Raw genomic sequence first — 18,349 nt, forward strand, 5'->3', positions numbered from 1 at the left:
GGCGGCGATTCTAACCCTTATAAAGTTGGATCCGACACCTTGGCCGGTCCATCGCCTGAAGTTTCATCAAATGCCTGGCCCTTCCTCACCGCATGTCCATCCGCCAAACCGTGGCTGTGCGCAACACGCTATACTCCCGCTCTTTTTTCCGGAGCGACGTCATGTCCCTGCCTAGCCTGCGCCTCAAAGCCAACGCCGACCGTCGCCTGCGAAACGGCCACTTGTGGGTCTACAGCAACGAAATCGATGTAGCCGCTACACCTTTGCACGGCTTCAAGGCCGGCGATCAGGCGATCCTCGAAGCAGCCGGCGGCAAGCCGCTGGGCATCGTTGCCATGAGCCCGAACAACCTGATCTGCGCCCGTCTCTTGTCGCGCGACATCAAGTTGCCGCTGGACAAGTCGCTGCTGGTGCATCGCCTGAACGTCGCGCTGTCCCTGCGCGATCGCTTGTTCGACAAGCCGTTCTATCGCCTGGTCTACGGCGATTCCGACCTGCTGCCGGGTCTGGTAGTCGACCGTTTCGGCGACATCCTGGTGGTACAGATCGCTTCGGCAACCATGGAAGCCCATAAAGAAGACGTGATCGCAGCACTGACCCAAGTGATCAAACCTAGCGGCATTCTGTTCAAGAACGACTCCGCTGCCCGTGATGCCGAAGGCCTCAACCGCTACGTCGAAACCGTGTTCGGCCTGGTGCCGGAGTGGGTTGCCCTGGAAGAGAACGGCGTGAAATTCGAAGCGCCCGTCATCCAGGGACAGAAAACCGGCTGGTTCTACGACCACCGCATGAACCGCGCACGCCTGGCACCTTATGCCAAAGGCAAGCGCGTTCTCGACCTGTACAGCTACATCGGCGGCTGGGGCGTGCAAGCGGCTGCGTTCGGCGCCAGTGAAGTGTTCTGCGTCGACGCATCAGCCTTCGCCCTCGACGGCGTCGAGCGCAACGCCGCGCTGAACGGTTTCGCCGACAAGATGACCTGCATTGAAGGTGACGTGTTCGAAGCCCTGAAAGAGCTGAAAGCCAGCGAAGAGCGTTTCGACGTGATCGTTGCCGATCCTCCGGCGTTCATCAAACGCAAAAAAGACATGAAGAACGGTGAAGGTGCCTACCGTCGCCTGAACGAGCAAGCCATGCGCCTGCTCAGCAAGGACGGCATCCTGGTCAGCGCTTCGTGCTCGATGCACCTGCCGGAAGACGATCTGCAGAACATCCTGCTGACCAGCGCCCGTCACCTGGACCGCAACATCCAGATGCTGGAGCGCGGCGGTCAGGGCCCGGATCACCCGGTTCACCCGGCCATCGCCGAAACCCGCTATATCAAGAGCATCACCTGCCGTCTGCTGCCAAACAGCTGATTTCGCCGGTTTAACGGGGAGCCCGCCGGCTCCCCGTTCTGTTTTCTGTTATTGAACTCTCCAACTTCCTACTCCGGCAGTCTTAATGACTTGCAGGACGTTTCGCTGTGTCTTTTATTTTAGCGGACAGAACTTACAAGATTCATCCAACCCTCAGATCGATCCGACAAAATTACTGGAACATTCCTACCCAATTTCCCCTTGATAAGAACTCATTACAAACTATGATTAAGTCGTCACAAAGGAGTGACACTCACTATCAATTACAAGGAGTTCAAAACATGAAAGCAATTACTCTGGAATCTAACAAAATCGCCAACCTGTCTTTTCTGGTTGCTCCAAAAGCCCGTTAAGTGAATGAAACGCTGGGGAGTGCCGGCTACCCAGCGTTTTCTATGGCAAAGACCAGAGTGAGTCGCCAATCATGCAGATAAACCCCTATATATTCATACTTCCCCGCACGCCCAACCAAATAGTCTGGGATTACAAGAACCACAAACAGTTCGAATTGAACCTTGAATATTCAACCCGCCTTGCACACCTTATCGACAACCCTGAAAAGTTTGATAACAACAACATAATAGACACGCAACTCCTGAACGCGGGAATACTCACACCTTCAATACAAGACCCACTTGAATGGGGCTGGGATGAACTGTCGAAGATATTTCATATCGGCACCAAGAACATTCCTTGTGAATACGTCCCCCAAGATATTAATGAATGGTCGAGACACTATCTGGACCATTGCGCCGAAGTACTGGCCACTCCTGCCCCGCAGGTCAGACTCACAGAACGCCCGACAAGCGAGCGGATTGCCCTGCCCCAACCTTCCTGTCTGCCGCAAAGCGCACTTGCAAAGACGTTGATCGACCGAAAGACCTGTCGCTCCTTCACGGGTGAAGGGCTTTCTCTCGACGATGTGGGCACTCTTTTGTATTTGTCCCTTGGCTATCTACGTGAGCGCGACAACGACATCGACGAAACCATCGCTGAAGGTCTCGGCGCCCGGCGTAGCAGTCCATCCGGTGGCGGGCTGAATGCCTGCGAAGGTTTTCTGCATGTTCAGAACGTCAGCGGCCTGAATCCCGGGCTCTACGCCTACCACCCCGACGAACATGCGTTGAGCTTCGTCAATCCGGTGCCTGACTCGCCCTTGGGCCAGTTGTTATGTGGGCAGCATTTCATCAACAACCTGCCAGTCGGCCTGTTCATCACCGCTCGCTTCGACAAACTGTGGTGGAAATATGAACACTCGCGGGCCTACCGAATGGCTTACGTCGAGGCAGGTCATATTTCCCAGACCTTTCAACTGGTGGCCACCGCACTTGGGTTAAGCACCTGGCTGACCGGTGCGTTGGCCGACGATCAGGTCGAAACGTTGCTGGGGATCGAGGACAGCGCCGAACAAGCGTTGTTTTTTGTGGGTTGCGGCCAGAGTGACGGGCAAGTGATGTGCAAGGAATTAAAAGCACTGCTCAGCAGCCGAGGCTCACAACAATGACCGAGCCCCGCACAGACGACCTGTCACTGCCCGACGCCTGGGCACAGCGCTTCACCCTCGGCGACTGGAACACCCGGGCCTCGGTACGAACCAGCGAGCACACCTATCAATTGCCATCAGATCTGGAACGGCAACTGGAAACACGACACTGGTTCCCGCCCGCCTTCTTGCCCTACCTGAATCACCCGGTGATCGAAGCAGCCGGCAGCGCGATCATCCATCGTTTATCGGCCAACCATCTGGTGTACTTCCTCGACTACACCACCCGGCTCGAACATCGGATCGTCAACCGCTCCGTGGAAACCATCGTCCACGATGAGCTCGGTGCGTCCATTCCCCGACGAATGAAAACGGCCGCCCTCCAGCTCTATACCGATGAGGGTTATCACGCGCTGTTCTCCAATAGTCTCGCCGAGCAGATAGCCGACCTTTACGGCATGACCCAACGCCCGGTGATGCCCCACCGCATTACCCGACTGAACGCCCTGCTTGACCACGCACCTGACAGGCATAAGGCGCTGGCCTGGTTTCTCGTCGGCTTCGTGTCCGAGACCATCATCGCCAGGGAACTGCTCGAAGTTTGTCGCAACGAGCTGGTGTCCAGCGTCCAGGAAATGCTCAGGGACCACCTCACCGATGAGGCCCGACACAGTCGTTATTTTTGCGAAGTGTTCCATTATCTGTGGCTGACCCTGAACAGCAGCCAACGCACGTTCGCCGCGAAGCTGCTGGTGGACATCCTCCTGATTTTCTTTGAAGTCGATGAGCGATGGCTGAAGGAAAGCCTGAACAGCGTAGGCCTCAGGGAGAATTGCGTCGCAGAAATCCTCAGTGCCCTGACCGGCCCGCAAGCCTGCCTTCAGCGCGCCCGATCAGGTGCCGGCGCGACGCTACAGGCAATGGAAAAGGCAGGTTTTTTCGACCTGCCTTTTAACCAGCAGCTCTTTGCACAGGCAGGACTTGTCGATGGATGAAGGAAAATCTGCGGTCAGTGTCAAACACCGCCGCTCTGCGATAACCCTGTTAATGACCATGGTGATGCTCGGGGTCTTCCCTCTGGATGTTCTGTTGCCATCGTTCCCGGCGCTGGCCGAACACTTCCGGACCACACCAGGCGACATCGCGTTTTCCATCAGCCTGTTTGCCATCGGGATCGCACTTTCCCAACTACTGGTCGGGCCGCTTTCGGATGTCATCGGGCGCAAAAGTCTGCTGCTGGCGGGAATGGCGGTCTCGATTGTCGGTGCGACGGGTTGCGTGCTGTCCACCGACTACGCCTGGTTCCTGATGTTCCGGGTGGTGCAGGCCATCGGCTGCGGTTGCTTCGTACTCTCGCAGGCGCTGGTCCAGGACCTGTTCGACGGCAAGGAGCGGGATCAACTGCGGATTCTGATGGTCACCGCCAGTGGGATCTTCATTTCCGTCTCGCCACTGGCTGGCACCCTGTTGCAACAGGCACTGGACTGGCCCGCAAGCTTCATTGTCTTTATTGCCCTCGCCGCCGCCGTGTTCCTTAAGGCCTGCTTCTTTCTTGAAAACCGGCACACCGCCACAACCCCGCGCCGAAGCATTCTTCAGTCCTACCGGCGCGTCTGTCGCGATGCGGGGTTCCTCGGCTATTGGCTGATCGCCGCCATCGCCTTCACCTGCCACTTTTCCTTCATTGTCATCTCGCCCCTGATCTTCATGGAGCAGTTGCAGCTTTCGGCCTACGAGTTTTCCCTGACACTGCTGCTGTATGGCGTGGCTTACATCATCGGCGGCATTGTCGCTCGAGTCCTGGCTGGGCGAATCGCACCCAATACACAGATCATTGTTGGTTTGAGCCTGATCTTCTTTTCGGGGCTGGTAATGCTCTTGCTCTCAAATCTGCTGGGGCTTTCAGCCCTGACCGTGCTGATCCCTATGATCATCTGCACTGCCGGCACGACCATCGTCCGCCCTGTCGCCACCTCGAAGGCGATGGAGGTTTTTCCGGACATGGCCGGCACCTCGGCGTCGGCCGGGAACACGCTGGTATTCATCTTCGGCGGGGTGATCAGCGCCCTGATCAATCTGAGTGGAGCCCATCTGCAAACGACTCTCGCATTGAGTTTCCTCGCCTTGAGCACCGTCGGCGTTTCCTTCAATGCACTGATCACACGTCGGCAGCTCTCGCTGAATAGCGGGTGATTCCTGCCGGTCGTCATCCCACACGCTCCGTCAGCGCTGGATCCCCCTTTTCCGGCATTCCCTCCTGACGCCAGCCGTGTAGAATCGCGACATTCATCGCCAGTCATCCCCCGGCGGGTTTATGAGCTCAAGCTGAAGCGCGCGGCGATCCCGCAAAGTTATCGGCAACTTCCGGACACACGGCCATTTCTGAGTGTTCCAGACGTCAATAGAAGCTCACTTCCCTTTTGATACCTGATTAGCCGCCCGGAGTGCTTCATGCCTGATTACCGCTCGAAAACATCCACCCATGGCCGCAACATGGCCGGCGCCCGCGCACTGTGGCGCGCAACGGGGATGAAAGATGACGACTTCAAAAAGCCGATCATCGCCATTTCCAACTCCTTCACCCAGTTCGTACCGGGCCACGTCCACCTCAAGGACCTGGGCCAACTGGTCGCCCGCGAAATCGAACGCGCCGGCGGTGTCGCCAAAGAATTCAACACCATCGCCGTGGATGACGGCATCGCCATGGGTCATGACGGCATGCTGTATTCGCTGCCGAGCCGCGAGATCATCGCCGACTCCGTCGAGTACATGGTCAACGCCCACTGCGCCGACGCCATCGTCTGCATCTCCAACTGCGACAAGATCACCCCAGGCATGTTGATGGCTGCCCTGCGCCTGAACATCCCGGTGATCTTCGTTTCCGGCGGCCCGATGGAAGCCGGCAAGACCAAACTGGCCAGCCACGGTCTCGACCTCGTCGACGCCATGGTGATCGCCGCCGACTCCAGCGCTTCTGACGAGAAAGTCGCTGAGTACGAGCGCAGCGCCTGCCCGACCTGCGGTTCGTGCTCCGGCATGTTCACCGCCAACTCGATGAACTGCCTGGTTGAAGCCCTGGGCCTGGCATTGCCGGGCAACGGTTCGACCCTCGCCACCCACAGCGACCGCGAACAGCTGTTCCTGCAGGCCGGCCGCACCATCGTCGAGCTGTGCAAGCGTTACTACGGCGACAACGATGAGTCGGTATTGCCGCGCAACATTGCCAACTTCAAGGCGTTCGAAAACGCCATGACGCTGGACATCGCCATGGGCGGTTCCACCAACACCATCCTGCACTTGCTGGCCGCAGCCCAGGAAGCCGAGATCGATTTCGACCTGCGCGACATCGACCGTCTCTCCCGTCACGTGCCGCAACTGTGCAAAGTCGCGCCGAACATCCAGAAGTACCACATGGAAGACGTGCACCGCGCCGGCGGGATCTTCAGCATCCTCGGCTCGCTGGCCCGTGGCGGTCTGCTGCACACCGACCTGCCGACCGTGCACAGCAAGACCCTGGCTGAAGGCATCGCCAAGTGGGACATCACTCAGACCGACGACGAAGCCGTGCATCACTTCTTCAAGGCCGGTCCGGCGGGCATCCCGACGCAAACCGCGTTCAGCCAGTCGACCCGTTGGGAAACCCTGGACGACGACCGTGAAAACGGCTGCATCCGCAGTGTCGAACACGCTTACTCGAAAGAAGGCGGCCTGGCCGTTCTCTACGGCAACATTGCGCTGGATGGCTGCGTGGTGAAAACCGCCGGCGTCGACGAGTCGATCCACGTCTTCGAAGGCAACGCGAAGATCTTCGAAAGCCAGGACAGCGCCGTACGCGGCATCCTTGCGGATGAAGTGAAGGCTGGCGACATCGTGATCATTCGTTACGAAGGCCCGAAAGGCGGCCCGGGCATGCAGGAAATGCTGTACCCGACGTCGTACCTGAAATCCAAAGGCCTGGGCAAAGCTTGCGCCCTGCTCACCGATGGTCGTTTCTCCGGCGGCACCTCGGGCCTGTCCATCGGCCACGCTTCCCCGGAAGCGGCAGCGGGCGGCGCGATTGGTCTGGTGCAGGATGGCGACAAAGTGCTGATCGACATTCCGAACCGCTCGATCAACCTGTTGATCAGCGACGAAGAAATGGCCGGCCGTCGTGCCGAGCAGGATCAGAAAGGCTGGAAGCCTGTGGAAAAACGTCCACGCAAGGTGACCACCGCACTGAAGGCCTACGCTCTGTTGGCGACCAGCGCCGACAAGGGTGCCGTGCGTAACAAGGCCATGCTCGACGGGCTGTAAGCGTCGATCACCGCTATAAGAATGCCCCGCCAAGTGCGGGGCTTTTTTATGGGCCGATGATGAGATCTCGCTTTACGGCCCCACCAACCGAGCTTGCAGGTAATCGTAAAGTTCGCCGGCGCTTTTTTTATAACCTTCACCATTCAGGTGAATCAGATCATTTTGAGCCAAATGCGCTGCCTGCCAGCGCTCAATTGAACAGGCGCCGCCCATGTAAGCTTGCCAGTCCCAGAACAAGGCTGCGGCCTTCAGTGCTGCTTGCCTTTGAATTTGAATGATCTGAGCCAGTTTTGCCGGTTGGCGCCCGGCGCACGAGTCAGCGGACCGTTGTTTTATCGAGTCTGCTGGCCCGACCAGCAAGATCACGAGATCAGGCAAGGTGCGTCGCAACAGGACAAGCTTCTCGCTCAGGTCAGCCTCATAAAGTGTCAGGTCCAGATCGTCGTCAAATGCTTCATTACCCCCATACGCGAGTACCAGCAAGTCAGGGCGCAAGGCTTGCAGAGTGCTTTGCCAGCCGTCTTGCCACCTATCGAGAATCTTCAACATCGCACCATTAACACCCAATGCAGAGTACGTCACTCCACTCTCTGTCAAAGACTCGATGTTCCAGCCTCCCAGTTCTACGGTCTGATTCGAGGCTATCACCAGATCCACCGGCAGACTTACGGGTTGGATAGCCGGGCTGAAACGCCACTGTCCAGATGTTGGCAACAGCTCGACACTGGCAGAGTCCCCTCCAGCAATGGCGGTCAGGCGGCTATTGAAGAGCGCACGGTACAGCGCCGATATTCGATATATGCCGTCATTCGATGCTCGTGATTCGATATGCACCCCTGCGCCCGGCCTCATGGGCAGCGACAGATAGCCCCCCAATGGAAACTCGCCACTGTACTGATTGCGACTGGAAACCAGACGCCACTGCCCATCTACCGTCGACAGAACAACCTGATCGTAACGAGTGCCTGGTACAGGCATCGCCGCGATGAAGCCAATGCCGCCGACGCCGTATTGTTTCTGGAACAGTCGGCGCATTTCGCCTGTGAACAAATCGGCAGCCGTGTGAGAGTCGCCCAGCTGCACAATACTGACCGACGTGCTGCGCGAGGCTTTTAGTTTGCCCACCAGTTTACTCAAGTTCAGGGTCGAGGCCCCTTGAGGCACGTCTGGTGAAATGACTTGATCATTTCGCGGCATCAACTCAGCCGCCGCACTCGTGCAAAGCCAGCCGTATCCGCTCAGCGTGGTGATCATCCACGCGATAAAGACCCGATGTAATCGTCGCATGCCCCCGTTCCTTCGGTCGTTGCCCGAGCCAACTGCCCAGCACCGTATCACCCAATGATTAACCAATGAATATAGGCAGCTTACAGCCACCGCGCGTCGTTATTCCGAACAAAAAAAAGCCCCGCATTGGCGGGGCCGGTCGCGCCCACACACTGTGCGGGTGCGATTATCGTGGCATTTACTGAATCTCTTCAGGCTTGACGATCACCCAGTTCTTGTCCGCCGTGACCTGCAACCCTTCCTTGGCCTGAGCTGCAGCGTGCTTGGCCATCATGCCGTTAATCTGGGTCATGTATTTGTCTTTGCGGTTGACCCACAAGTGGATGCCACCCTTGGCCACGTCGACATCGTGGAACAGCATGTAACCGTCGCTGCTCGGCGTATCGCCGCCCACCAGTACCGGTTTTTTCCACTCGTCGATGTAAGTCAGGATCGCCGCGTGCTTGCCGGCCATCCAGGTCGCCGGAGTCCACAGGTACGGGGTCAGTTCGAGGCCGAGGTTAGCCTTCTCGTCATACTTGCCCGCGGTGATCTGCTTGCGCGCGGTGGTCAGCTCGCCGGTCTTCGGGTCCTTGAGCAACAAGCTCACGCCGATCACGTTCTGCGGTTTCACGTTGTAGCCGTACTTCGGATCGGCAGCGACCATGCGCACCAGTTCTTCGGAGGCAGCGGTCATCACGTAGACCTCGATGCCGTTCTCCATCAGCTTGTTGTAGAGCTCTGCCTGGCCGGTGAAGACTTTTGGCGGATTGACGTCGAGCTTCTTGACCACGTCGCCGTCGTAATACGTCGCCGGCACCGGTTTACCGGACGCCATCAACTCATCGACGTAGCCTTTGAGTTCCTGGAGGGTGAAGCCGGAGAACACTTGGGCGACCCATGGATAGCAGACCATGTCGTCGACTTCGCAGAGGCGATAGTAGTAACTGAACAGGCTTTCCTTGTGGTCGGCAGTGTCTTTGAACGGCATCAGTTTCAGGGAGGGGTCGAGTTTCTCGCGGGTGATCAGGCCCTTGTTTTCCATGAACGGCAGCAACGACTCTTCGAGGTCGTAGCGGTAACTGGTGTTGTCCATGTCGAACACCGCGTAGTTACCTTTGTTGGCGTTGGCGGCAATCATTGCGTCCAGCGCCTTGGCCTGATCGGCTGGCCAATGCTTCAAATCCGTGGCGAATACCTGGCCGGCAAGGCCCAGGCAGAGTGCAGCGACCATAAATTTCGGTGCGAGCTTCATCGGCATACTTCCCTTATTAAAAGACCCTGAATCAAAGAGATCGACGCTATCAAATTAATATGACACCTCTCGTCTACCTGCGACCGCTAACGTGCCTATTGCGCCAGCTGCATCTCTGTCAGCGACACTCGCTTATTCCAAAAACGACAGTATTCAGATGTTTTTGATATTAATTCATTAGATATCAAGCTGTTAGGCTTGTCGGTTCGCGGCTGCCCCGGAAGGTAGCCGGCACAAGTCTTTATCGGAGTTCCAATGAATCTGCCGCTGATCCTCAATCTGCTGGTGTTCCTCGCCCTGCTCTTTGGCCTGGCGCAAACCCGTCACACCACCTGGAGCCTGGCGAAAAAAGTCCTGCTCGCGTTGGTGCTGGGCGTGGTCTTCGGTGTGGCTCTGCACACCGTTTACGGTGCCGGCAACCCGGTACTGAAAGCCTCGATCGGCTGGTTCGATCTGGTGGGCAACGGTTACGTGCAGTTGCTGCAAATGATCGTGATCCCGCTGGTGTTCGCCTCGATCCTCAGCGCCGTGGCCCGTCTGCACAACGCCTCGTCGCTGGGCAAGATCAGCTTCCTGACCATCGGCACACTGTTGTTCACCACCGCCATCGCGGCGCTGATCGGTATCGGTTTGACCAACCTGTTTGGCCTGACCGCCGAAGGCCTGGTGGCCGGCACTCAGGAAATGGCGCGTCTGCAAACCATCCAGACCGACTACGCGGGCAAGGTTGCCGACCTGAATGTGCCGCAGCTGTTGCTGTCGTTCATTCCGCAAAATCCGTTCGCCGACCTCGCTCGCGCGAAGCCGACCTCGATCATCAGCGTGGTGATTTTTGCTGCATTCCTTGGGGTCGCGGCGCTGCAACTGCTGAAAGATGACGTCGAGAAAGGTCAGAAAGTGATCAACGCCATCGACACCCTGCAAGCCTGGGTGATGCGTCTGGTGCGTCTGGTGATGAAGCTGACTCCCTACGGCGTATTGGCGCTGATGACCAAAGTGGTCGCCGGCTCCAACCTGCAGGACATCATCAAACTCGGCAGTTTCGTGGTGGTTTCCTACATCGGGCTGGGCCTGATGTTTGTGGTCCATGGCCTGCTGGTGTCGGCGGCCGGGATCAATCCGCTGCGCTTCTTCCGCAAGATCTGGCCGGTGCTGACGTTTGCTTTCACCAGCCGCTCCAGCGCCGCGACCATTCCGCTGAGCATCGAAGCCCAGACCAGCCGTTTGGGTATTCCACAGTCCATCGCCAGTTTCGCCGCGTCGTTTGGCGCGACCATTGGCCAGAACGGCTGTGCCGGTCTGTACCCGGCGATGTTGGCGGTGATGGTTGCGCCGACTGTCGGCATCAATCCGCTGGACCCGCTGTGGATCGCGACGCTGGTGGCGATTGTGACGCTGAGTTCGGCTGGTGTGGCCGGCGTGGGCGGTGGCGCGACGTTTGCCGCGTTGATCGTGTTGCCGGCGATGGGCTTGCCGGTGTCACTGGTGGCGTTGCTGATTTCGGTTGAGCCGTTGATTGATATGGGGCGTACGGCGTTGAACGTGAGTGGTTCGATTACCGCCGGTGCGATCACCAGCCAGATCATGCAGCAGACGGATAAAGAACTGCTGGATGCGAATGAGCATTCGGAGTTGGCTCAGGCTTAAGTAGCGCCTGATAGTCCGCCTTCGCGAGCAAGCCCGCTCCCACATTGGATTTGTGATCGACACACAACCCCTGTGGGAGCGGGCTTGCTCGCGAAGCTTTTAGGCTTTTTCCCACACTTCGAAGTTGTACGCCGGCTTGTCATCCACAGCTGGATTTTCGGTATTCGACACCAGTTTCCACACTTTCAAATCAAACTCCGGAAACCACGCATCCCCTTCCGGGCTCAGCGCCACGCGCGTCAAATACAGCCGATCAGCCTGAGCCATCCCCTGCGCATACAATTGCGCCCCACCAATCAGCATCAGCTCATCGACGCCCTGTTCCCGCGCCCACTCTTCAGCGCGAACTACTGCGGCCTCCAGCGACGGATAAACCTCCGCACCTTCCAACAGCAGATCCACCTGACGGCTGACCACGATGTTCAACCGGCCCGGCAACGGCCGACCGAGGGAGTCCCAGGTCTTGCGACCCATGATGATCGGCTTGCCCAGGGTGGTGGCCTTGAAGTATTTGAAGTCCCCCGGCAAGTGCCAGGGCATGCTGTTGTCGACGCCGATCACACGGTTTTCACCGAGGGCTGCAATCAGGCTGAGGGGGAGTGATTTAGTCATGCCGGCGAGGATACCAGAGCCTCCCGTACCCCGATAAGCGCCACAGCGGTTATGCTCACCGTTCAATTGAGCGACGGGATGCCGCGTGACTGAACTGACTCCACTGCAAAACCTCTGGCTGACCGAGACAGTGCGCCTGCGTGAAGAACACGCCGGCCCCCTGGATGATCTGGAAGCCAACCGACTGGCCCGCAGCGCGGGCGGTGATCTGCCGACACGTATTCAACGCCGTGCCCTGTGGCTGGCCGAGCGCGATGGGCTGACCAGCGCCCTCAAACATTGGCTGCAAGGTGCGCGGCTGGCACTGTTGGTGCTGGCTGTTCTCGCTATTGCCAGCGGCGCCGGCCTGGCGTTTGCCGCGCTGGGCGACGGACAAACTCCAGTGAATGTGTTCTGGGCCTTGGGCAGTCTGCTCGGGTTGAACCTGATTCTATTGCTGAGCTGGGCATTGGGCCTGGCCTTCGCCGGCGAACACGGCGCCACCCTCGGCCGCTTGTGGTTATGGCTCAGCGAAAAACTCGCTCGCGATGCCAAAGCCGCGCAACTGGCGCCGGCCCTGTTGTTATTGCTGCAACGAAAGAAACTCAATCGCTGGGCGGTCGGCGTACTGGTCAACGGTTTGTGGTTGCTGGCAATGCTCAGCGCACTGGTGATGCTGTTAATGCTGATGGCGACCCGGCGTTACGGTTTCGTCTGGGAAACCACCCTCCTCAGCGGCGACACCTTCGTCGCCATGACCCAGGCCCTCGGCGCCCTGCCGGCCATGCTTGGTTTCAACGTACCGACCGTGGAGATGATCCGCGCCAGCGGCGATGCCGCGCTGAACATCGAAAGCGCCCGTCAGGCCTGGGCAACATGGCTGGTCGGCGTGCTGGTGGTCTACGGTGTTTTGCCGCGACTGTTGCTGGCGCTGTTCTGCCTGTGGCGCTGGAAAACCGGGCAAGCGGCATTGCGTCTGGATTTGAACCTGCCCGGTTACGCCCAACTGCGCGAACGGTTGATGCCGACCAGTGAACGCCTGGGCATCAGCGACGCTGCGCCAGAGCAATTGCATCGTATTGAAAGCGGTGTCAGCGACCTGCCAAGCGATGGCGCGCTGTTGGTCGCCATCGAGCTGGACGATCAACGCCCCTGGCCGCCGCCACTGCCGAAAACCGTGGGCAACGCCGGGATTCTCGACAGTCGCGAATCACGGCACAAACTCCTCGAACAGCTGAGCCGCTTCCCGCCGGCCCGTCTGGCCATCGCTTGCGATCCGCGACGTTCGCCGGACCGCGGCAGTCTGGCACTGATCGCCGAACTGGCTCGCAGCGCCAGCGCCACCCGCGTCTGGCTGCTGCAAGCACCGCCGGGCGAAGCGCTGGATGCCGAAAGGCTGGGCGACTGGCACGTGGCGTTGCAACAGCTGGACTTGCCGTTCGCCGATTGCGCTCCATTGAATTGGCTGGAGAGCGGTCATGACTAATCCATGGAAAGCGCCCTTGAAGCTGGCAGTGGTCGGCCACACCAACGTCGGCAAAACGTCGTTGCTGCGAACGCTGACCCGCGATGTCGGTTTCGGTGAGGTGTCTCATCGCCCCAGCACCACTCGACACGTCGAAGGCGCGCGGTTGTCGGTGGACGGCGAGCCGTTGCTCGACCTCTTCGACACGCCGGGACTGGAAGACGCCATCGCCCTGCTCGACTACCTCGAACGTCTGGAACGACCGGGTGAACGCCTCGACGGGCCGGCGCGTCTAGCGCGCTTTCTTGAGGGCAGCGAAGCCCGGCAGCGTTTCGAACAGGAAGCCAAGGTGCTGCGGCAACTGCTGACCTGCGACGCCGGTCTCTACGTGATCGACGCCCGGGAACCGGTGCTGGCCAAGTACCGCGACGAACTGGAAGTGTTGGCCAGCTGCGGCAAACCTTTGCTGCCGGTGCTGAATTTCGTCAGCAGCGCTAACCACCGCGAGCCGGACTGGCGTGAAGCGTTGGCACGGTTGGGCCTGCACGCACTGGTGCGTTTCGACAGCGTCGCGCCGCCGGAAGATGGCGAACGGCGACTGTATGAAAGCCTCGCGCTGCTGCTGGAAAACGCCCGGCCACAACTGGAACGCCTGATCGCCGATCAGCAAGCGCAACGCCTGGCTCGTCAACAGAGTGCGGCGCGGCTGATTGCTGAATTATTGATCGACTGTGCCGCGTGCCGACGCAGCGTGGTCAGCGAAGCCGAGCAAGAACAGCAGGCCATCAATGAACTGCGCAAAGCGGTTCGACAACGGGAACAACGCTGCGTCGAAGCGCTGCTCAAGCTCTACGCCTTCCGCCCACAGGACGCGGCAGCCAGTGATCTGCCACTGCTCGATGGCCGCTGGGGCGATGACTTGTTCAACCCGGAAACCCTGAAACAACTGGGGGTCCGGGTTGGTGGCGGTATCGCGGCTGGCGCGGCGGCCGGTGCTGGCGTGGATCTGCTGGTCGGTGGCCTGACCCTCGGCGTGGCGGCATTGGCCGGGGCGATCGCTGGCGGCGCCCTGCAAACCGCGCGCAGTTATGGCAGCCGCTTGCTGGGCAAGATCAAGGGCCAGCGGGAGCTGACCGTCGATGACAGCGTGCTGCGGCTATTGGCATTGCGTCAGCGGCAACTGCTGCATGCGCTCAATGCGCGTGGGCATGCGGCGATGGACAGCATTCAGGTCGCCACACCCCAGGACAAATCCTGGCGCGAAGGCAAACTGCCCGAGGCACTGAACAAGGCTCGGGCGCATCCGCAGTGGTCGTCGCTTAATCCCCAGTCAAAGTTGAACCAGGCTGAGCGGCAGGAGCAGGTTGAGATGTTGGCGCAGCAGCTTTAAGTAGCGCGTCCTCGCGCTCACTTCCATTTGAACTTCAGGTAAGTGGCGCTCAGCAACGAAACCAAACCAAACCACGGTCCACTGCATCAATATCGCCATCGTTATCCACATCAAAGTGGATCGACCAGTCCAGTGTGCCGTTGTTATCCGTGTCGTAGGCAGCCGCAGTGCGGGTCAACGTCCTGTCGGTCGGTTTCCCGTTGCCTTCGTGAAAATGCAAACGCACGGTATCCGGGCTGCCATCTTCGGCAAAATCCTCGGCGAAGATCTTCAGATAGCGTTTTGTGGAAGCACCGGGATTGAACCAGTTGAGTTTGAGACAGGCATTGGCAAAGGTTTTCAGCAGACGCTGGTCCACACTGTTTTCCCTGCCGTCATTGGTGACGTCGCCCATTTTGTAATCGACGTTGCCATCGGCATCGAAATCCAGTGCGAAGGCTTTGTTGACCAGGACATCTTCGCCTGGCGTACAAGCAGATTCATAGAACTGCAGCAAAACAGAATCCGGTCGACCATTGCCGACCCGATCCTGAACGGTGACTTTCAAATAGCGCATGAGCATTCCTTGCCAATTAAAGAAGCTCAAACACTAGCGACTCCACCGCGTTGCGCGCCATGGCGCCAATTCGCCAATTCGCCAATTCGCCGCGAGGAGTAGGGAATTTCGCTAAACATTGCCCGTAGAGTGATCAGTGAACGAAGGGCATTCCCCCTGGACCAGTAGCGCCGCCGCTTTCGCCTTCAGCACTTCAAGATCAATCAGCGGCACGTTCATCTCCTTGGCTTGTTCATCCCACTGACGCATGCGCAAACTGACCCCACATAACGGATCACGCTCGAACGCCTCAGCCTCGCCAACCGTCATCACCCCACCCTGATACGCCAGCGTCCGGCGGCTGGCTTCGCTCAAGCGCTCGTAATACCCCGATTCCTTCAGCGTCAGATAACGCTTGGCCTGAACGTGATATTCCACCAACCGCGCCATCCGCTCGCTGAAACCTGCGCGCCGCAAATAGTCGGCGCCCAGGTGTTCGTGGCTGACCACTCCGTAGCCGCCCATGTTCTCGGCGCTCTCGGCGCAGATATGTCCAATGTCGTGGAAGAACGCCGCCAGCACCACTTCATCATCGAAACCCTCGGCCATGGCCAGTTCGGCGGCCTGGGACATGTGCTCGATCTGCGACACCGGCTCGCCGATGTAATCGCTGTCACCAAAGCGCTCGTACAGACCGAACACCTCGGCGATCACTTGCTCATTGCGGTCCATCAAAGCTCTCCCAACACAGTCGCTACGTTGCGTTCAGCCATCGCTGGCCCGACGCTCATGCCGACACCCGTGTGCATCAGTGCCACGCTCACACCCGGCATCGGACGCAGGAACGAGAACGGCCCCGGTCCACGAGAACCATAGACACCCTGCCAGCGTTCGACCACTTGCACCTTGCAACCCAACGTCTGCTCGGCCAGTTCGATCATCCAATTGTCCACTTGCTCGGCATTGAACGGCGACGGGTCACTGCCGTAATGGTGTGAGTCGCCGATGATCAATTCACCATACGGCGTTGGGCTGATCAGCAGGTGAATGCCGTTTTCATGCAGGTGCGGCGCGTCCCGCTGGATTTGCGCCTGCACGGCGGCGGCCTCTGGCAGATCGGCGAAGGCGCCGTAGTGCACGCAGCTCAAACCGGTGAGCAACGCGTGTTGCAGGTTCAGATTGACTTGCGGTCGGGCGCGGAGCATTTGCAGGCGGCAGATTTGCGGGTTGAGTTCGGCGATCGGCTCGGCCAGCAGCGTCTGATAATCGTGGCCGGAACAGACGATGATCTGCTCGGCGCTGAAGGATCCGGCGGTGCTGTGCAAGCGCCCGGGCTCGATGTCGCGCACCAGGGTGGAGAAGTGAAACGCGACGCCGAGTTCGCGGCGCAGGTAGTCGATCAGCGCTGGAATCGCTTCGCGGGAATACAGTTGCTGATCGTCCATGCCATGCAACGCGGCGCGGTGATGGCTGAACTGGCCGCCGTACAAGTCGTGCAATGCAGCGCCGCGCAACAGGTCGACGCGGTAACCGTGCTCCACGGCACGACCGGCGCAGAAGGCTTCCAGCAGATGTTCTTCGGCTTCGGTGCGGGCAAACAGGTACGAGCCGTTGCGCTTGAGTTGCAAGCCGGCCAGTTGCGCCCATTGGCCCCAGATCTTGCGGCTGGCCTTGGCTAGTTCGAGCATCGAGCCCGGTGGTTGGCCGGTGACCAGTGCCTGACCGAAGTTGCGTACCGATGCGCCCAAAGGGGTTTCGCTGCGTTCGAAAACGGTGACTTTCAGACCGCGCTTGGCGGCGGCGTAGGCGTGGGACAGGCCGAGAATGCCGGCGCCTACGATCAGCATGTCGTTGTGTTGTGTCATAGAGTTTTGTCCTGAACTCAGGACCGCTATCGCGAGCAAGCTCGCTCCCACATTGGATTTGTGATCGACGCACATCCCTGTGGGAGCGAGCTTGGTCCGGGCGGCGTTCCGACGATGAGGCCCTGTCAGCCTACGAGGATTTACTTGGCAGCCACTTTCTCGGACTTGCCGTCATAGCGCTTGCGCCACTCGGTCAGGATTTCATCGCGATTCTTCGACGCCCAGGCGAAGTCGTTCTTGATCAAACGCTGCTCGTAATCCGCCGGCAATTCAGTCTGCGGCTTGGCAATACCCGGTTGCGCGAGGACAGCGAAGTTCTCTTTATAAAGCTCCATCGCCGCCGGACTGGCCGAGAAGTCAGCCAGCTTCTTCGCCGCCTCTTCATGCGGTGTGCCCTTGATCACAGCCGTCGCTTCGATCTCCCAGCCCAGGCCTTCTTTCGGCAGGATGATGTCCAGCGGCGCGCCTTGGCGTTTCAGCTGAACGGCCGGGTATTCAAAGGAAATACCGATCGGGAACTCACCCGAAGCCGCCAGCTTGCACGGCTTGGAACCGGAGTGAACGTACTGGCCGATGTTCTGGTGCAGGTCGTCCATGTACTGCCAGCCCTGCTTCTCGCCGAAGGTTTGCAGCCAGGCGCTGACGTCGAGGAAACCGGTGCCGGACGAGGCCGGGTTCGGCATCACGATCTTGCCTTTGTACTCAGGCTTGGTCAGGTCCTGCCAGCTCACGGGCTTGCTCAAGCCCTGCTTTTCGGCTTCGACAGTGTTGAAGCAAATGGTCGCCGCCCAGACGTCCATGCCGACCCAGGCTGGCGGGTTGGCGGCGTCGCGGTAGTTGCCGCCGATTTTGCCGAGGTCCTTCGGTGCGTAGCTTTGCAGCATGCCTTGCTGGTCGAGGATTGCCAGGCTTGAAGCCGCCAGGCCCCACACCGCGTCAGCCTGCGGGCGAGCTTTTTCGGCCAGCAGTTTGGCGGTGATGATGCCGGTGGAGTCGCGCACCCACTTGATCTCGACGTCCGGGTTGGCCTTTTCGAAAGCCTCTTTATAGGTCTTGAGTTGTTCGGCTTCGAGGGCGGTGTACACCGTCAACTCGGTTTTCGCCGCGAAGGCGTTCAGGCTGAAAGCGGTGAGGACAGCAGCGGCCAGGGCCATAGGCTTGAACATGATCTTTTCCTGTTTGAGTTGAGGGGTTGAAGCGA

At 59.1% G+C, this 18,349-nt stretch carries 15 protein-coding genes; 8 read left to right on the plus strand and 7 right to left on the minus strand.

The genetic code is table 11. From position 1 onward, the window contains the following. Positions 1–161: 161 nt before the first annotated feature. The 5 genes from ACYZTZ_RS26385 to ilvD all read left to right on the plus strand — a co-directional run bounded on the left by ACYZTZ_RS26385 (position 162) and on the right by ilvD (position 7,134). Positions 162–1,358, plus strand: a complete 1,197-nt coding sequence (locus tag ACYZTZ_RS26385) for a class I SAM-dependent rRNA methyltransferase (RefSeq protein WP_046045202.1) — start codon at positions 162–164, stop codon at positions 1,356–1,358. A gap of 424 nt (positions 1,359–1,782) precedes the next feature. Continuing rightward, positions 1,783–2,862 (plus strand): SagB family peptide dehydrogenase, encoded by a 1,080-nt coding sequence (locus tag ACYZTZ_RS26390; protein WP_462000125.1) that lies wholly within the window; start codon positions 1,783–1,785, stop codon positions 2,860–2,862. Next, positions 2,859–3,836, plus strand: coding sequence for a diiron oxygenase (locus tag ACYZTZ_RS26395; protein ID WP_462000126.1), 978 nt, complete (start codon positions 2,859–2,861; stop codon positions 3,834–3,836). Before ACYZTZ_RS26390 ends, ACYZTZ_RS26395 begins: the two co-directional genes overlap by 4 nt. After that, the gene (locus ACYZTZ_RS26400) at positions 3,829–5,034 is read left to right on the plus strand and encodes a multidrug effflux MFS transporter (protein WP_462000127.1); all 1,206 of its coding nucleotides are present in this window, start codon (positions 3,829–3,831) and stop codon (positions 5,032–5,034) included. The genes ACYZTZ_RS26395 and ACYZTZ_RS26400 overlap by 8 nt, the downstream gene beginning before the upstream one ends. 258 nt (positions 5,035–5,292) lie before the next feature. After that, positions 5,293–7,134, plus strand: coding sequence for a dihydroxy-acid dehydratase (ilvD, locus tag ACYZTZ_RS26405; protein ID WP_008150549.1), 1,842 nt, complete (start codon positions 5,293–5,295; stop codon positions 7,132–7,134). Between the two features lie 72 nt (positions 7,135–7,206). Here the strand turns inward: ilvD and ACYZTZ_RS26410 are convergent, their stop codons facing one another. Beyond that, positions 7,207–8,421, minus strand: coding sequence for an SGNH/GDSL hydrolase family protein (locus ACYZTZ_RS26410; protein ID WP_462000128.1), 1,215 nt, complete (start codon positions 8,419–8,421; stop codon positions 7,207–7,209). 178 nt (positions 8,422–8,599) lie between these two features. Continuing rightward, positions 8,600–9,655: an HAD family hydrolase gene (locus tag ACYZTZ_RS26415; RefSeq protein ID WP_462000129.1), complete on the minus strand. Its 1,056-nt coding sequence runs from the start codon at positions 9,653–9,655 to the stop codon at positions 8,600–8,602. Positions 9,656–9,910: 255 nt separating this feature from the next. Here ACYZTZ_RS26415 and ACYZTZ_RS26420 point away from each other — a divergent pair, with 255 nt between their 5' ends. Further along, positions 9,911–11,302 carry an L-cystine transporter gene (locus tag ACYZTZ_RS26420; RefSeq protein WP_462000130.1) on the plus strand — a complete coding sequence of 464 codons (1,392 nt, stop codon included), beginning with the start codon at positions 9,911–9,913 and terminating at the stop codon, positions 11,300–11,302. A gap of 99 nt (positions 11,303–11,401) precedes the next feature. Here ACYZTZ_RS26420 and ACYZTZ_RS26425 read toward each other — a convergent pair whose 3' ends face one another. After that, positions 11,402–11,914, minus strand: coding sequence for a dihydrofolate reductase (locus ACYZTZ_RS26425; protein WP_462000131.1), 513 nt, complete (start codon positions 11,912–11,914; stop codon positions 11,402–11,404). 85 nt (positions 11,915–11,999) lie between these two features. Between ACYZTZ_RS26425 and ACYZTZ_RS26430 the strand changes: the two genes are divergently transcribed. Both ACYZTZ_RS26430 and ACYZTZ_RS26435 read left to right on the plus strand, forming a co-directional pair. Further along, positions 12,000–13,379: a DUF2868 domain-containing protein gene (locus tag ACYZTZ_RS26430; protein WP_462000132.1), complete on the plus strand. Its 1,380-nt coding sequence runs from the start codon at positions 12,000–12,002 to the stop codon at positions 13,377–13,379. Next, entirely contained in the window at positions 13,372–14,748 is a 1,377-nt protein-coding gene (locus ACYZTZ_RS26435; protein WP_462000133.1) for a GTPase/DUF3482 domain-containing protein, read from the plus strand. The genes ACYZTZ_RS26430 and ACYZTZ_RS26435 overlap by 8 nt, the downstream gene beginning before the upstream one ends. 49 nt (positions 14,749–14,797) lie before the next feature. On the opposite strand, the gene ACYZTZ_RS26440 is transcribed toward ACYZTZ_RS26435, so the two are convergent. The 4 genes from ACYZTZ_RS26440 to ACYZTZ_RS26455 all read right to left on the minus strand — a co-directional run bounded on the left by ACYZTZ_RS26440 (position 14,798) and on the right by ACYZTZ_RS26455 (position 18,314). Continuing rightward, positions 14,798–15,304 carry a hypothetical protein gene (locus ACYZTZ_RS26440; RefSeq protein WP_462000134.1) on the minus strand — a complete coding sequence of 169 codons (507 nt, stop codon included), beginning with the start codon at positions 15,302–15,304 and terminating at the stop codon, positions 14,798–14,800. 111 nt (positions 15,305–15,415) lie between these two features. Further along, positions 15,416–16,015, minus strand: coding sequence for a phosphonate degradation HD-domain oxygenase (locus ACYZTZ_RS26445; protein ID WP_462000135.1), 600 nt, complete (start codon positions 16,013–16,015; stop codon positions 15,416–15,418). Further along, positions 16,015–17,148: a TIGR03364 family FAD-dependent oxidoreductase gene (locus ACYZTZ_RS26450; protein ID WP_462000136.1), complete on the minus strand. Its 1,134-nt coding sequence runs from the start codon at positions 17,146–17,148 to the stop codon at positions 16,015–16,017. The genes ACYZTZ_RS26445 and ACYZTZ_RS26450 overlap by 1 nt, the downstream gene beginning before the upstream one ends. 140 nt (positions 17,149–17,288) lie before the next feature. Further along, entirely contained in the window at positions 17,289–18,314 is a 1,026-nt protein-coding gene (locus ACYZTZ_RS26455; protein WP_415758727.1) for a putative 2-aminoethylphosphonate ABC transporter substrate-binding protein, read from the minus strand. Between the last annotated feature and the right edge of the window lie 35 nt (positions 18,315–18,349).

This window comes from Pseudomonas sp. LB3P58, assembly GCF_054897895.1.

Bases quoted from the DNA above. Each gene is read 5' to 3' on its own strand.
- ACYZTZ_RS26385 (WP_046045202.1), top strand. From the start codon at position 162: ATGTCCCTGCCTAGCCTGCGCCTCAAAGCCAACGCCGACCGTCGCCTG.
- ACYZTZ_RS26390 (WP_462000125.1), top strand. From the start codon at position 1,783: ATGCAGATAAACCCCTATATATTCATACTTCCCCGCACGCCCAACCAA.
- ACYZTZ_RS26395 (WP_462000126.1), top strand. From the start codon at position 2,859: ATGACCGAGCCCCGCACAGACGACCTGTCACTGCCCGACGCCTGGGCA.
- ACYZTZ_RS26400 (WP_462000127.1), top strand. From the start codon at position 3,829: ATGGATGAAGGAAAATCTGCGGTCAGTGTCAAACACCGCCGCTCTGCG.
- ilvD (WP_008150549.1), top strand. From the start codon at position 5,293: ATGCCTGATTACCGCTCGAAAACATCCACCCATGGCCGCAACATGGCC.
- ACYZTZ_RS26410 (WP_462000128.1), bottom strand. From the start codon at position 8,421: ATGCGACGATTACATCGGGTCTTTATCGCGTGGATGATCACCACGCTG.
- ACYZTZ_RS26415 (WP_462000129.1), bottom strand. From the start codon at position 9,655: ATGAAGCTCGCACCGAAATTTATGGTCGCTGCACTCTGCCTGGGCCTT.
- ACYZTZ_RS26420 (WP_462000130.1), top strand. From the start codon at position 9,911: ATGAATCTGCCGCTGATCCTCAATCTGCTGGTGTTCCTCGCCCTGCTC.
- ACYZTZ_RS26425 (WP_462000131.1), bottom strand. From the start codon at position 11,914: ATGACTAAATCACTCCCCCTCAGCCTGATTGCAGCCCTCGGTGAAAAC.
- ACYZTZ_RS26435 (WP_462000133.1), top strand. From the start codon at position 13,372: ATGACTAATCCATGGAAAGCGCCCTTGAAGCTGGCAGTGGTCGGCCAC.
- ACYZTZ_RS26440 (WP_462000134.1), bottom strand. From the start codon at position 15,304: ATGCGCTATTTGAAAGTCACCGTTCAGGATCGGGTCGGCAATGGTCGA.
- ACYZTZ_RS26445 (WP_462000135.1), bottom strand. From the start codon at position 16,015: ATGGACCGCAATGAGCAAGTGATCGCCGAGGTGTTCGGTCTGTACGAG.
- ACYZTZ_RS26450 (WP_462000136.1), bottom strand. From the start codon at position 17,148: ATGACACAACACAACGACATGCTGATCGTAGGCGCCGGCATTCTCGGC.
- ACYZTZ_RS26455 (WP_415758727.1), bottom strand. From the start codon at position 18,314: ATGTTCAAGCCTATGGCCCTGGCCGCTGCTGTCCTCACCGCTTTCAGC.